The sequence below is a fragment of the Marinobacterium iners DSM 11526 genome (genome assembly GCF_900107855.1).
Classification (GTDB): domain Bacteria; phylum Pseudomonadota; class Gammaproteobacteria; order Pseudomonadales; family Balneatricaceae; genus Marinobacterium; species Marinobacterium iners.
Map to the genome: position 1 here is coordinate 36,028 of NZ_FNRJ01000006.1, position 14,017 is coordinate 50,044.

Consider the following 14,017-nt stretch of genomic DNA (forward strand, 5'->3'; position numbering starts at 1 on the left):
AAGAGACTGCATCCATGTTTGAGGCCAATGACCCGAACTCCATTCAGCTGACCGCTGACGGTCAGCTGCGGCACTTCCTCACCACCGAGGGGCTGCCGCGAGAGCTGTTGATCGAGATTCTCGACACAGCGGATTCCTTCGTCGACATGGGCGAGCAGCAGGTGAAGAAAGTCCCGCTGCTGCGTGGCAAAACCGTTGCCAACCTTTTTTTCGAAAACAGCACCCGTACCCTGTCCACCTTTGAACTGGCCGCCAAACGCCTGTCGGCGGACGTGCTGAACCTGAACATCAACACTTCGTCCACCAAGAAAGGGGAAACCCTGAAGGACACGTTGATGACCCTGCAGGCGATGCACTCCGACATGTTTGTTGTTCGCCATGCCGACAGCGGCGCCGCCCATTTCATCGCTCAGCACGTGACACCCAATGTTGCCGTGATCAACGCCGGTGATGGCCGTCACGCCCACCCGACTCAAGCGATGCTGGACATGCTTACCATCCGTCGTCACAAAGGGGAATTCGCCCCGCTGAAGGTCGCTATTGTGGGTGATATTCTGCACTCCCGCGTGGCCCGCTCGCAGATCCATGCCCTGCGCACCTTGGGCGTACACGAGATACGCGTTATCGCGCCCAAAACCCTTCTGCCGCGCCACATTGAGGCACTGGGCGTTAAGGTGTATACCGAGATGGCATCAGGGCTGCGCGATGTGGATGTCATCATGATGCTGCGTTTGCAGAAGGAACGCATGCAGAGCGCCCTGCTGCCGAGTGAAGCCGAGTTCTACAAGCTCTACGGCCTGAACCGCGACAAACTGGCCTATGCCAAGCCGGATGCGGTGGTGATGCACCCCGGCCCGATCAATCGCGGCGTCGAGATCGAGTCCGAGGTCGCCGATGGCCCGCGCTCGCTGATTCTGGATCAGGTAACCAATGGCATCGCCGTACGTATGGCTGTCATGTCCAAAGCGATGAGCGGTCAGCTGTCCCAGCGAGCCGCCACTGACAATGCATCACGGGAGGCCTGAGTTGATGAATATTCTGATTTCCGATGGCCGCGTGATCGATCCGGCTCAATCGCTTGACCAGATCACCGACCTGTATATCAGCCAGGGTGAAATTTGCGCCATTGGCGCCGCTCCCGAAGGTTTTCATGCCGATGAGGTGATCAATGCTGAAGGTCAGATCGTCTGCCCCGGCCTGATCGACCTGTGCACTACCCTGCGCGAGCCGGGCCAGACCCGCAAGGGCACCATTGCCAGCGAAACCGCCGCGGCCGCGGCCGGTGGCATCACCACGCTTGTCGTGACGCCCGACACCAGTCCGATAGTGGAAACCGCTGCCGTGGCCGAATTGATCCAGGATCGCGCCTCCGATATCGGCTTTGCCCGAGTCCTGCCCATGGGGGCTCTAACCCAGGGCTTGCACGGTGAACAGCTCGCACCGCTGCACGGACTGGCCAGCTCCGGCTGCATCGCCTTTACCAACCTGCGCCGTCCCTTCGGTAACAGCCAGATTCTCCTGCGCTGCCTTGAATATGCTGCTACCCACGACCTGCTGGTGGTGTTCCAGGCACAGGATGCTGCACTGGCTGCCAACGGTTGCATGCATGACGATACCACCAGTACCCGACTGGGCCTGAACGGCATTCCCGAAGCGGCCGAAACCATCGAGGTATCACGCTGCCTGCTGCTGGTGGAGCAGACCGGTGTGCGCGCCCACTTCGGTCAGCTTTCCTGCGAACGCTCGGTACGGATGATCGAAGCCGCCCGTGAGCGCGGTCTGCAGGTCAGCGCCGATGTGGCGATCCAGAACCTGTTGCTGACCGATGAAAGCGTCAACGGCTTCAACTCGGCCTATCATGTGCAGCCGCCGCTGCGCAGCCAGCTTGACCGGGCCGGGTTACGCCAGGGACTGGTCACCGGCACCATCAGCGCCATCTGCTCCGACCATCAGCCGCATGACCCCATCGCCAAGCAGGCACCCTTTGCCGCGACCGAGCCGGGCATGAGCGGGCTGGAAACCCTGTTGCCGCTGAGTCTTCGACTGGTGGAACAGCAGTTGCTGGAGCTGCCGCAGCTGATTGAGTCACTGACGATTGCCCCTGCCCGCATTCTGGGTCTGGATGCCGGCACACTGGAAGTGGGGTCTCAGGCCGATATTTGCGTGTTTGATCCTGCAACCGAATGGACTGTGAGCGAGGACAGCCTGAGGTCCGCCGGCAAGAATACGCCATTCCTCGGTCAGACACTCAAGGGACAGGTCAAAGCCACCCTGATGGATGGTCGCATCGTGTTCCGGCGTTAACGGATCAAATTGACAGCTGCAGACAACAAAAAGCGGGAGCCTCCCGGATAGAGACTCCCGCTTTTTTTGTTCCCTGAAGCAGGATTACATCCCCTTCACGTCCACATTGCCCTTCAAGTTCAGGCTGTCGTCTTCATCCTGCAGCGTGAAACTGGGCATGTCATCCGCCGCACCATCGGCCTTGCCACTGGTTTCTTCATCCAGCTTGATCATCAGACGCAGGTCGTTGGCCGAGTCGGCGTGAGCCAGTGCCGCTTCGTAGGTGATGACACCATCGCGATACAGCTCGAACAGCGCTTGGTCGAAGGTGCGCATACCCAGGTTGGTAGACTTCTTGATCACATCCTTGATCTCGTGCACCTGACCCTTGCGGATATGATCCTGGATCAGCGGCGAGTTGATCATTACTTCAATTGCCGCACGACGCCCCTTGCCATCCACGGTCGGCAGCAGCTGCTGCGCCACAATCGCCTTCAGGTTAAGTGACATGTCCATCCAGATCTGGTCATGATGCTCGGGCCCAAAGAAGGAGATGATGCGATCCAGCGCCTGGTTGGCGTTGTTGGCGTGCAGGGTTGCCATGCACAGGTGGCCGGTTTCGGCGAACTGCAGGCCGAATTTCATGGTTTCAGCCGAGCGAATTTCACCCATCAAAATCACGTCAGGTGCCTGACGCAGCGTGTTTTTCAGTGCCACGTCAAAGGATTCTGTATCGATCCCCACTTCACGCTGAGTGACAATACTCTTTTTGTGATTGTGGATATATTCGATTGGGTCTTCGATGGTGATGATGTGACCAGCGTGATTATCGTTACGGTAGTCGATCATTGATGCCAGCGAGGTAGACTTACCGGTCGAGGTACCACCCACGAACAGAATCAGTCCACGCTTGGTCATGGAGAGCTCACGCAGCACGTTCGGCAGCTTCAGTTCATCCATGGTGGGAATATGGTTGTTGATGGCACGCAACACCATCCCCGGCGTATTGCGCTGCATGAATGCACTGACACGGAAACGGCCAATGCCGGGCGCACTGATGGCGAAGTTACACTCGTTGGTGCCTTCAAACTCGGCCAGCTGTTTGTCGTTCATGGTGCTGTACACCAGAGCGCGTGTCTGGCTGGGTTTGAGTGTTTCCTTGGTCAGCGGCCGGATGGTGCCGTCTACCTTGATCGAGGGGGCGGCACCTGCGGTGACAAACAGATCCGATGCCCCCCGGTCCACCATTACCTTCAGCAGTTGAGTAAAATCCACTGTATTGCTCCTGTTGAATCAGGCTCAGAATGAGCTGGGGGTCTTCGCCTTTTCACGGGCCGTTTCACGCGAGATCAGGCCCTTCTGAACCAGTTCAAGCAACGACTGATCCAGCGTCTTCATGCCGTAGGCGGCACCTGTCTGAATCGCCGAGTACATCTGCGCCACTTTGTCTTCACGGATCAGGTTACGTACTGCAGCAGTACCGATCATGATTTCGTGCGCCGCGACACGTCCACCCTTCGGTTTTTTCAGCAGAGTCTGAGAGATAACCCCCTGCAGTGACTCCGACAGCATGGAACGCACCATGTCCTTTTCCGCCGCCGGGAACACGTCAATGATACGGTCGATGGTCTTGGCCGCCGAAGTGGTGTGCAGGGTGCCGAACACCAGGTGACCGGTTTCCGCTGCGGTCAACGCCAGGCGGATGGTTTCCAGGTCTCGCATCTCACCCACCAGGATCACGTCCGGGTCTTCACGCAGCGCCGAACGCAGCGCGTTGGCAAAACTGTGAGTATCACGATGGACCTCACGCTGGTTGATCAGGCACTTCTTGCTTTCGTGGACAAACTCGATAGGGTCTTCAATGGTCAGAATGTGGTCGGAGCGGGTATCGTTGACGTAATCGATCATCGCCGCCAAGGTGGTACTCTTACCGGAGCCGGTGGGGCCGGTGACCAGTACCAAGCCGCGCGCCTGTTCCGCCAGATCCTGAAACACCTTGCCCATACCCAGATCATCCAGTGTGAGCACTTTGCTGGGTACGGTTCGGAATACCGCAGCCGCGCCCCGGTGCTGGTTGAAGGCGTTGACACGAAAACGGGACAGCTTGGGAACTTCGAACGAGAAATCCACTTCCAGATTCTCTTCATATTCCTTACGCTGTTTGTCGTTCATGATGTCGTACACCAGCGTGTGCACCTGTTTGTGCTCCAGTGCCGGCAACTTGATTCGGCGCACATCACCGTCTACACGGATCATGGGCGGCATGCCGGAGGTCAGGTGCAAGTCGGATGCGCCCTGTTGTACGGCAAATGACAAAAGTTCTGTAATATCCATAATCAGTCGAGATCCGCAGCAGCTTCCTTTAAACTTTACTGTTCTAGCAGAATAGGTACAGCCTGCCAATGACAGTCGTCAGTATTCATACAGCCTTATGTTAGCAGACAAATATTCAGCCGTACGCCAGCAGATCAGGCTGGCATGTGAAAATGCCGCACGCAGCCCTGACAGCGTAGCACTGCTGGCCGTGAGCAAAACGCGCAGTGCCGATGAAGTACGCGAACTGAGCCACTGTGGCCAGCGTGCCTTTGGCGAGAACTATCTGCAGGAAGCACTGGACAAGATTGACGCCCTGTCTGGCCTGGATCTCGAGTGGCACTTCATCGGCCCGATACAGTCCAACAAGACACGCCCGATTGCCGAGCACTTCGATTGGGTACACAGCGTGGATCGGCTCAAAATTGCCAGCCGCCTTTCAGAACAGCGTCCGGTACAGCTGCCACCTCTGAACATCTGCCTGCAGGTGAATATCAGTGATGAGGCAAGCAAGTCCGGCTGTACACCAGATGAGTTGCCCGCACTGGCCGACGCCGTTGCCCGGTTGCCGAATCTGCGCCTGCGTGGTCTGATGGCAATCCCGAAACCGGAAGATAATCCGCAGCGCCAGCGAGCGGTCTTTGCACAGGTGAGGCAGTTGCTGGAGCAGCTGCAGCACACTCAACCTGCGCTGGACACATTGTCGATGGGGATGTCAGCTGACACAGAGGCAGCCATACTGGAAGGCTCGACCATGGTACGTGTCGGTACCGCCTTGTTTGGTCCACGCAACCCGCCTTCAACCCGTTAAGCCACCTACAGGATTGAGACAGACATTATGAGCCAGTCACCCGTAATTGCATTCATCGGCGCCGGCAACATGGCCCGCGCCATCATCGGCGGACTGTTGGAAAACGGCTTTGCTGCCGCTGACCTCTGGGCCTCCGAGCCGGATACCGAGCGGTTGCAGGATCTGGCCGAGCGTGGCCTTAATGTGACCAGCGACAACCGTGCCGCGGTTGCCGCCGCCGATATTGTAGTGCTGGCAGTCAAGCCACAGGTGATGAAGGCCGTTGTCACTGATCTGGCAAGCGCTGTCCAGTCTCGTCAGCCGCTGATGGTATCGATCGCCGCCGGTATCAGCCTGGATGCGCTTGATCGCTGGCTTGGCGGCGAGATCGCATTGGTGCGCTGCATGCCCAACACTCCATCACTGGTACAAACCGGTGCCAGTGGCCTGTTTGCGAACAGCCGTGTCAGTGCCGAACAACGCCAGCAGGCCACCACCGTGCTGGAAGCGGTCGGCATCGCACTTTGGGTACAAAGTGAGGCTGAACTGGATGCCGTTACCGCCATATCAGGATCAGGCCCGGCCTATTATTTCCTGATGATGGAAGCAATGACCGCTGCCGGTGTCAAACTGGGTCTCAGCGAAGAGACCGCGCGCGGCTTGACTCTTCAGACCGCCCTGGGTGCCGCACGTATGGCCAGCAACAGTGAGGTGAACCCGACCGAGCTGCGCCGCCGCGTCACCTCGCCCAACGGTACGACTGAACGCGCCATCAAAACGTTCCAGGCCGAAGGTTTCGACGCACTGGTTGAAAACGCACTCACCGCTTGCCGTGACCGCTCTGTGGAGCTGGCCGGTGAGCTGTGCCAAGACTGATTACCGAGACAGGAGCCATTATGGGACAGGACCCGATCACCCTCATCATTCGCACGCTGGGTGAGATTTATGTCTTCATGCTGGTGCTGCGCTTTCTGCTGCAGCTGGCCAGAGCTGATTATTACAATCCGATATCCCAGGCCGTGGTACGCCTGACACAACCACCGGTGCGTCCGTTGCAAATGCTGCTGCGCCCGCGTGGTCGCTTTGATGCCTCGCCACTGATCGTTGCACTGGTGGTCAAGGCCGTAACGCTGCTGCTGATCTTCCAGCTCGCCGGCGCACTGGCCCAGGCATCGATCAATCCATTGCAGCTACTGATCTTCTCTGCCGTCGAGGTGATTGATACCATTCTGACAATTTATTTCTGGGCGGTGATTGGTGCCGTCATCATCAGCTGGATCTCGCCTGACAGCTATCACCCGGCACCACAGCTTTTGCTGCAGCTGACCGAACCCCTGTTTGCACTGGCACGCAAGGTAATCCCGCCGATTGGCGGACTGGATCTATCGCCGATTCTTATTTTTCTGGTGATCCAGATCCTGCAGTCCCAGCTGGGTCGACTGCTGGCGTTCTGAAATCGATTGAGAGACAAAAATGCCCGCTGTAATCCCTGAAGATTCCGTTGGTCTGGTTACACCTCGGAAAATCCATTTCGATCAGCCACTGGCGCTGAGCTGCGGCCGCAGCCTTGAACGGTGGGACCTGATGGTGGAAACCTACGGTGAACTCAATGCCGATGCATCCAACGCCGTGCTGATCTGCCATGCCTTGTCCGGCCACCACCACGCCGCCGGCTACCACGACATGGATGAACGCAAGCCCGGCTGGTGGGATTCGGCCATTGGCCCCGGCAAAACCATCGACACCAACCGTTTTTTTGTGGTCAGCCTTAACAACCTGGGTGGCTGCCACGGCTCCACCGGCCCGAACAGCCTCAACCCTGACACCGGCAAACCCTATGGCCCCGATTTCCCGATCATGACGGTTCTGGATTGGGTCAACAGTCAGGCACGACTGGCGGACCGGCTCGGCATCACTCAGTGGGCCGCCGTGGTCGGCGGCAGCTTGGGTGGCATGCAGGCCCTGCAGTGGTCGATCAGTTACCCCGAGCGGCTGCGCCACTGCGTCGTGATCGCTTCGGCTGCCAAATTGAGTGCCCAGAACATCGCGTTCAACGAGGTTGCCCGGCAGGCCATCAGCAAGGACCCGGAGTTCCATAACGGCCACTATTATGAGGAAGGCGTTGTGCCGCGTACCGGGCTGATGCTGGCTCGCATGGTGGGCCATATCACCTATCTGTCGGACGATGGTATGCGTGAAAAATTTGGCCGTGAACTGAAAGACGGTAAGCTCAGTTTCGACTTCAACCCGCAGTTTGAAGTGGAGTCATACCTGCAATATCAGGGCGAGCGATTTTCATCCTCCTTCGATGCCAACACCTATCTGTTGATGACCAAGGCGCTGGACTACTTCGATCCAGCCGGTGAACAGGGTGACAACCTGGCCGCGGCCCTGGCACCGGCCCGCTGCAACTACCTGGTGGTTTCCTTTACCACTGACTGGCGTTTTTCACCAGAGCGCTCACGTGAGCTGGTGGATGGTTTGATCGCCGCTGGCAAGCCGGTCAGTTATGCCGAAATTGACGCACCACAGGGGCACGACGCCTTCCTGATTCCGATTCCGCGCTACATGGAGGTGTTCGGTGGCTACATGAACCGCATCGCCAACAGTCTGACACCGGCCGAAGGAGAACTGAATGCGCGCTGATCTGGAAATTATTGACGAGTGGATTCAGCCCGGCTCACGGGTGCTTGACCTGGGCTGCGGTGATGGTGAGCTGCTGGCGCACCTGGTGCAGCACAAACAGGTCAGTGGCTACGGCCTTGAGATCGACCACGACAATCTGACCACCTGTGTCGAGCGCGGCGTCAGCGTGATCGAGAAGGATATCGACGATGGCCTGACCAGCATTCGCAACAACAGTTTCGACTACGTAATCATGACCCAGGCATTGCAGAGCATGCACCGCCCGGATCTCATCGTCGACGAGATGCTGCGTATAGGTCGCGAGTGCATTGTGACCTTCCCCAACTTTGCACACTGGCGTGCGCGTGGCTATCTTACCTTCAGGGGCAAGATGCCGGTTTCAAAGTTTCTGCCCTACACTTGGTACAACACACCGAACATTCATTTCTGTACTTTCAAGGATTTCGAGCAACTGTGTGTTGACCGCAATATCGAAATCCTGGAGCGGACCGTGGTTGACCACGCGCATCGCCATCGCTGGTGGATCAAGCTGTGGCCCAACATGCTGGGCGAAATCGCCATCTACCGTATTACCCGCTGACAGGAGGCCTGACATGAACCTGATTACCACCCACCTGACCCGGCTGCTATTGAGCAGCACACTGCTGCTGAGCACGACGGCTCTGGCGGAACAGATGATCTCTGATGGCCGTTATGAAATTCATTACAACGCCTTCAACTCCAGCTTCATCACCCCTGAAGTGGCGCAGCTCAACAATATTACCCGAAGCAAATACCGCGCTTTGGTGAATGTGTCGGTACTGAAGTTTGAGGAGGATGGCAGCAAGACACCGGTCACCGCTATCGTGAACGGGCAGGTCGCCAATCTACTGGGGCAGGCTCAACAGATGGAATTTCAGAAGATCGACGAAGGCAATGCGCTGTATTACATCGGCAGTTTCCGCTTTACTGAGGAAGAGCGTCTCAAAATCAGCCTGGAAGTACAGCCTGATCCGAATGAGTCTCCCTACAATATTGAATTTGAACAGACCTTTTACACGGATTGAATGAGTACATGATCAACAAAATCGTGCTGGCCAGCGGTAATCGCGGCAAGTTGAAAGAGTTCAACGAAATCTTTGCACCGCTGCAGATCGACGTAATGCCCCAGTCCGACTTTGCGGTGCAGGATGCCGATGAGACAGGCCTCAGTTTCGTCGAGAACGCCATCATCAAGGCACGACACGCTGCTCGGGCTACCGGCCTGCCGGCACTCTCTGATGACTCAGGGCTGGAAGTGGATGCGCTGAATGGTGCACCGGGGATCTACTCGGCGCGCTACGCCGGCGCCGGCTGCGGCGATGACGAGAACAACCGCAAGCTGCTGCAGGCGCTTGAACAAGTGCCCGCCGAGCAGCGCAGTGCCCGCTTCCAATGCGTGCTGGTGTTCATGCGTCACGCAGAGGACCCGACCCCTCTGATCTGTCAGGGAAGCTGGGAAGGTGTCATTCTGGATACTCCACGCGGTCATAATGGTTTCGGCTATGACCCACTGTTCTTCGTTCCCGAACTCAACTGCGCCAGTGCCGAGCTCTCGTCAGAGCAGAAACAAAAATACAGCCACCGCGGCAAAGCGGTGCGCCAGTTCATCGAACAGATCGGCCCCTGGCTCAAGCACGCATGAGCCTGCCGCCTCTGTCGCTCTACGTACACATCCCCTGGTGTGTACGCAAATGTCCCTATTGTGATTTCAACTCCCATGCCGCTCCAGAGCAGCTGCCGGAAGATGCCTATGTGCAGGCCCTGCTGGATGATCTGGACAGCGAACTGCCACTGATACAGAGGCGGCCCTTGCAGTCCATCTTCATCGGTGGCGGTACACCCAGCCTGTTCAGCGCACAGGCCATCGGACAGATCCTGCAGGGTGTTGCTGCCCGAATACCGTTTGCCGACGATATCGAGATCACTCTGGAAGCCAACCCCGGCACCTTTGAACTGGCCCGCTTTGAGGGTTTCCGGAACGCTGGCGTCAACCGCCTTTCCATCGGTGTGCAAAGCTTCAATGCCGAGCATCTGCAGCGCCTCGGACGCATTCACAATCCGGTCGAGGCCCTTGCCGCGGCCCGTGCCGCAGTGGAAATTTTTCCGCGGGTCAATCTGGATTTGATGCATGGACTACCGGAGCAGACACCGGCCGAAGCCATGGATGATCTGCAGCAGGCACTGGAAATCAACCCCGGTCACCTGTCCTGGTATCAGCTGACCATCGAACCCAATACCGAGTTTCACGCCCGCCCACCGAGTCTGCCACTGGATGAAGCACTGTGGGATATTCAGGAGCAGGGGCAGGCACTACTGGAAAAGACCGGCTACCGGCAGTATGAGATCTCAGCCTACGCTCGGCCTGGACAGCAGGCTCGACACAACCTGAATTACTGGCAGTTTGGTGACTACATCGGTATCGGTGCGGGAGCCCACGGCAAGCTGAGTCGGTATGAAGGGGGCCAACTGATCATCGAACGCCGTCACAAACTGCGCCAGCCCAAGGGCTATTTTGATCCGGCGTTGCGACTGGCAGGTCAGGAGGTGATTACGGCAGACGAGCTGGCGTTCGAGTTTATGCTCAATGCCCTGCGCCTGACGGATGGCGTCAGCGCCGAACTGTTCCGTGAGCGGACCGGCCTGTCACTGGAACATATCGAGCCTTTGCTGCAGCAGGCGCGCCAGCGAGGCTTACTGGTTGAAGCACCAAACCGGCTGGCACCTACGTTACAGGGGCGACTGTTCCTGAATGACCTGCTGGAGCTGTTTCTCGACTAGCACTCTCGCCATCGCGCTACAGTGTAGCGCGACTGTTGGCACGCAAGCCCATCTGTGACACCACAGCCGGAATGGCAGACAGACAGTTTACTGTTTCATCCGCACGAGCCGGCTGTGGCCAGTTTTGCCCTGGCAGATTCACCCAAATTGTCCACATGCCTACCTGCCGAGCCGCCTGCACATCATTGATCGGGTGATCACCCACATGTACCACCTGCTCCGGCCGCAACCCGGTATGTTCCAGCGCTTTCTCGAACATGCCGGGATGCGGCTTGGCCGAACCGACCCCGTCGGCGTTGTACTGGAAATCAAACAGGCTGCCGATCAGTGTCTGGCCTACATCGGCATTACCGTTGCTCAGCGCACCGATCACATAACCATCCCGGCGCAGCTGCTCCAGCATCGCCTGGGCGTGCTCAAACAGCTCAACCTGATGGCGGGCACGGATAAACACATCAAAGGCCGCTGCCGCCATCTGCCGAGCCTGATCATCAGAATAACCGGCACTCAGGCACCCCTGTTCCAGCAGGCGCAGGCGCACCTGAGTCATGCTGTGCGCAATATCCGGCTCCTGCTGCAGCAATCGCTGACGCATGGCCGAACCTTCGGCCAGATCGGCCAGCACATGGTTTTGAGTAAACAGCGGCGCATTCTGTTCCAGCCAATCCCAGAGCTCACGGTTTGCCTGATGGATCACCGGGTCGACCGCCCAGAGAGTATCGTCCAGGTCGAAGGTTACGCACTTAATCATCCGTTTTCTGCCTTGCCCGCGGGTGGGCCTGTTCGTAGACCTCCATCAGATGCTGGAAGTCGAGATGAGTGTAGATCTGGGTGGTGCTGATATTGGCATGCCCGAGCAGCTCCTGCACCGCACGCAGGTCACCGCTGGATTCCAGCAGGTGACTGGCAAAACTGTGACGCAGGCGGTGCGGATAGACCCGCCCCTGCGTGCCCTGTTGCTCACCGCGCTTGCGCAGGCGTTGCTCTACCGCACGTGTAGTCAAGCGCTTGCCTCGCTGGCCTGTAAACAGTGCCGTTTCATCCGGCGCGGCCAGCCCCTGCCTCACCCCCAGCCATTGGCGTATCGCCTGTACCGCCAATCGACCAATCGGAAGCTGGCGCATCTTGTTACCCTTGCCCGTCACCACAAGGCTGGCATCAGCAAGATCGATATCGCGCATGTTCAAGCTGACCAGTTCAGATACACGCAAGCCGGACGAATAGATCAATTCCATCATGGCTCGATCGCGAATATCCAGCGGTTCGTCCCCTTCCACCTCCAGCAGTGCCGATACCTGTTCGGTATCCAGTGTCTGCGGCAGACGACGTCCTGCCCGGGGGGCCTGCACAGCCAGTGCCGGATTACTCTGTACCCAACCTTCACGCGCCAGAAAACGGTAGAAGCTGCGAGTTGCCGACAGCAGTCGCTGCAGGCTGCGGCCTGACAGGCCCTGACCATGCAATCCTGCAATGGCGCGGCGCAGCACCGGCTCGGTCAGCTGGTCCCAGCACTCGTGGTGGGTGCGGCTCAGCTCGGCATGGAGGGTTTCAAGGTCGCGACGGTAATTCTTGAGGGTGTGCGGGGAGAGCTGACGCTCCACCCGCAGGTAGTGCAGAAAGGTATCGGGCCAGCCATGTACGCCCGGAGCCGCCATGTCAGCCCCGCTGTTCCTGAAGAATGCGGAAGATGATGCGGCTGAGGACCTCCCCCACATAACTCAGAAACAGGGTACCCTGACTGCTCTGGAAGTAATTGGGATCATAACTTCCGATCGCCAGCAGGCCGAGGGTATCACCCTTAACCAGCGGTACCACTGCCGCAGACTGTACCTTGACCGCGCGGTCCTGAAACAGGAAACGGTTCATCGCCTCCGACAGCTGACCGCAGCTGGGCAGATTGGTCTCGATCAGCGGCTGCACCAGCGAGTCTTCGGCTCGTGCCAGGGTACGGATGCTGTTGCTCTCCAGCGAACGCTCACTGAACAGCAGCAGTGCGGTTTCATCACCATAGAAATCGTGGCACAGACTCTCTTCAACCGCCACAGCCACATCATCCAGGGTCCAGGCCTCCAGCAGCGCCAGCACCATGCGCTTGGTCTTCTCGAACTGCACATCATTGTGACGTGCGGCATCGATCATATCGGCAAGATGACCGTGCAACAGCTGGTTGCGCTCACGCAGCAACGAGGTCTGGCGTTCCACCAGAGACACCGTCGTCCCACGCTGATGCGGGACATAGAGCTTTTCCAGCAGCCAGGTGTGTTCGGTAAAGAAATCCGGATGACTCGCCAGATAGTCAGCGACCTGTTCGGCGCTCAGCGTGGGTGCCTCCAGCACATTGCTTGCATCATTCATAAGTAGATCTGTCCTTCGTAAACGGTTGCTGCCGGGCCGGTCATGCGCAATGACGAGCCTTCACCCGGCCAGCGGATGCGAAGCTCACCACCAGGCAGGTGTACCAATACCTCTTCATCGAGCAGCCCACGCAAACGCCCAGCCACCACAGCGGCACAGGCCCCCGTACCACAGGCCAATGTTTCCCCGGCGCCACGCTCATACACGCGCAGGCGAATCTCGCCCCGATTGATCACCTGCATGAAACCGATATTGGCCTTTTTCGGGAACCGCGGATGGGCTTCAAGTGCCGGCCCCAGCGTTTCCACCGCCGCCGTATCCACATCATCCACCAACAGCACACCATGGGGGTTCCCCATGGAGACAACGCTCAACTCAATCGTCTCGCCATCAACCTCAACTGGATAGACAACCGCCTGCTGCTCGGCGCTGAACGGCACCTCGGCGGGACGCAGCTCGGGTACACCCATGTCCACATCCACCTGACGGTCAGGCAGCAGATACAGAATGGCCTGACCGCGAGCCGTCTCCACATGGATTTCGTCCTTCACGGTGAGCCGACGCTCGCGCACGAAACGACCGAAACAACGAGCGCCGTTACCGCAGTGTTCCACCTCGGAACCGTCTGCATTGTAAATGCGGTAACGGAAGTCCATGTCCGGTCGGCTTGGCGGCTCCACCAGCAGCAGCTGATCGAAGCCGATACCGGTATGGCGGTCGGCGAGTTTGCGCACGATTTTGGGTGTCAGACGAACCCGCTGTGACAGCGCATCGATCACCATGAAATCGTTACCCAAGCCGTGCATTTTGGTAAAGCGAACCAGCATGATG

16 protein-coding genes are annotated in these 14,017 nt (G+C 58.2%); 10 read left to right on the plus strand and 6 right to left on the minus strand.

Features of this window, described 5'->3' with window-relative positions; all coding sequences use genetic code 11:
- Window positions 1-14: 14 nt before the first annotated feature.
- A complete protein-coding gene (locus BLV48_RS08430) occupies window positions 15-1,025 on the plus strand; it encodes an aspartate carbamoyltransferase catalytic subunit (RefSeq protein WP_091825920.1) in 1,011 nt (336 codons plus the stop codon).
- A 4-nt stretch (window positions 1,026-1,029) separates the two neighbouring features.
- On the plus strand, window positions 1,030-2,304 hold the full coding sequence (locus BLV48_RS08435; protein WP_091825922.1) for a dihydroorotase: 1,275 nt from the start codon (window positions 1,030-1,032) through the stop codon (window positions 2,302-2,304).
- 84 nt (window positions 2,305-2,388) lie between these two features.
- Here BLV48_RS08435 and BLV48_RS08440 read toward each other — a convergent pair whose 3' ends face one another.
- Entirely contained in the window at window positions 2,389-3,558 is a 1,170-nt protein-coding gene (locus BLV48_RS08440) for a PilT/PilU family type 4a pilus ATPase (protein WP_091825925.1), read from the minus strand.
- A gap of 24 nt (window positions 3,559-3,582) precedes the next feature.
- Window positions 3,583-4,617 carry a type IV pilus twitching motility protein PilT gene (locus tag BLV48_RS08445; RefSeq protein ID WP_091825928.1) on the minus strand — a complete coding sequence of 345 codons (1,035 nt, stop codon included), beginning with the start codon at window positions 4,615-4,617 and terminating at the stop codon, window positions 3,583-3,585.
- A gap of 97 nt (window positions 4,618-4,714) precedes the next feature.
- On the opposite strand from BLV48_RS08445, the gene BLV48_RS08450 reads away from it, so the two are divergent.
- From BLV48_RS08450 to hemW, 8 genes are read left to right on the plus strand one after another with little or no spacing between them, the layout of a single operon-like run.
- A complete protein-coding gene (locus tag BLV48_RS08450) occupies window positions 4,715-5,407 on the plus strand; it encodes a YggS family pyridoxal phosphate-dependent enzyme (RefSeq protein ID WP_091825930.1) in 693 nt (230 codons plus the stop codon).
- 27 nt (window positions 5,408-5,434) lie between these two features.
- Window positions 5,435-6,262, plus strand: coding sequence for a pyrroline-5-carboxylate reductase (gene proC, locus BLV48_RS08455; RefSeq protein ID WP_091825933.1), 828 nt, complete (start codon window positions 5,435-5,437; stop codon window positions 6,260-6,262).
- A 20-nt stretch (window positions 6,263-6,282) separates the two neighbouring features.
- Window positions 6,283-6,840, plus strand: coding sequence for a YggT family protein (locus BLV48_RS08460; protein ID WP_091825936.1), 558 nt, complete (start codon window positions 6,283-6,285; stop codon window positions 6,838-6,840).
- 19 nt (window positions 6,841-6,859) lie between these two features.
- Window positions 6,860-8,032, plus strand: a complete 1,173-nt coding sequence (gene metX / locus BLV48_RS08465) for a homoserine O-succinyltransferase MetX (RefSeq protein ID WP_091825939.1) — start codon at window positions 6,860-6,862, stop codon at window positions 8,030-8,032.
- On the plus strand, window positions 8,022-8,612 hold the full coding sequence (gene metW, locus BLV48_RS08470; RefSeq protein WP_091825941.1) for a methionine biosynthesis protein MetW: 591 nt from the start codon (window positions 8,022-8,024) through the stop codon (window positions 8,610-8,612). The genes metX and metW overlap by 11 nt, the downstream gene beginning before the upstream one ends.
- A 13-nt stretch (window positions 8,613-8,625) precedes the next feature.
- On the plus strand, window positions 8,626-9,078 hold the full coding sequence (locus tag BLV48_RS08475; RefSeq protein WP_091825944.1) for a DUF4426 domain-containing protein: 453 nt from the start codon (window positions 8,626-8,628) through the stop codon (window positions 9,076-9,078).
- Window positions 9,079-9,086: 8 nt separating this feature from the next.
- On the plus strand, window positions 9,087-9,695 hold the full coding sequence (locus BLV48_RS08480; RefSeq protein WP_091825946.1) for an XTP/dITP diphosphatase: 609 nt from the start codon (window positions 9,087-9,089) through the stop codon (window positions 9,693-9,695).
- Window positions 9,692-10,831, plus strand: a complete 1,140-nt coding sequence (gene hemW, locus BLV48_RS08485; RefSeq protein ID WP_217632978.1) for a radical SAM family heme chaperone HemW — start codon at window positions 9,692-9,694, stop codon at window positions 10,829-10,831. The genes BLV48_RS08480 and hemW overlap by 4 nt, the downstream gene beginning before the upstream one ends.
- Before the next feature lie 16 nt (window positions 10,832-10,847).
- Here the strand turns inward: hemW and BLV48_RS08490 are convergent, their stop codons facing one another.
- The 4 genes from BLV48_RS08490 to dapF are packed head-to-tail and all read right to left on the minus strand — an operon-like array spanning window position 10,848 to window position 14,013.
- On the minus strand, window positions 10,848-11,582 hold the full coding sequence (locus tag BLV48_RS08490) for an HAD family hydrolase (RefSeq protein ID WP_091825952.1): 735 nt from the start codon (window positions 11,580-11,582) through the stop codon (window positions 10,848-10,850).
- A complete protein-coding gene (xerC, locus tag BLV48_RS08495) occupies window positions 11,575-12,486 on the minus strand; it encodes a tyrosine recombinase XerC (protein ID WP_091825955.1) in 912 nt (303 codons plus the stop codon). The genes BLV48_RS08490 and xerC overlap by 8 nt, the downstream gene beginning before the upstream one ends.
- 1 nt (window position 12,487) lies before the next feature.
- Window positions 12,488-13,186: a DUF484 family protein gene (locus BLV48_RS08500; protein ID WP_091825958.1), complete on the minus strand. Its 699-nt coding sequence runs from the start codon at window positions 13,184-13,186 to the stop codon at window positions 12,488-12,490.
- Complete coding sequence (gene dapF, locus BLV48_RS08505; RefSeq protein ID WP_091825961.1) at window positions 13,183-14,013, minus strand: diaminopimelate epimerase; 831 nt, start codon at window positions 14,011-14,013, stop codon at window positions 13,183-13,185. The genes BLV48_RS08500 and dapF overlap by 4 nt, the downstream gene beginning before the upstream one ends.
- Window positions 14,014-14,017 lie beyond the last annotated feature (4 nt).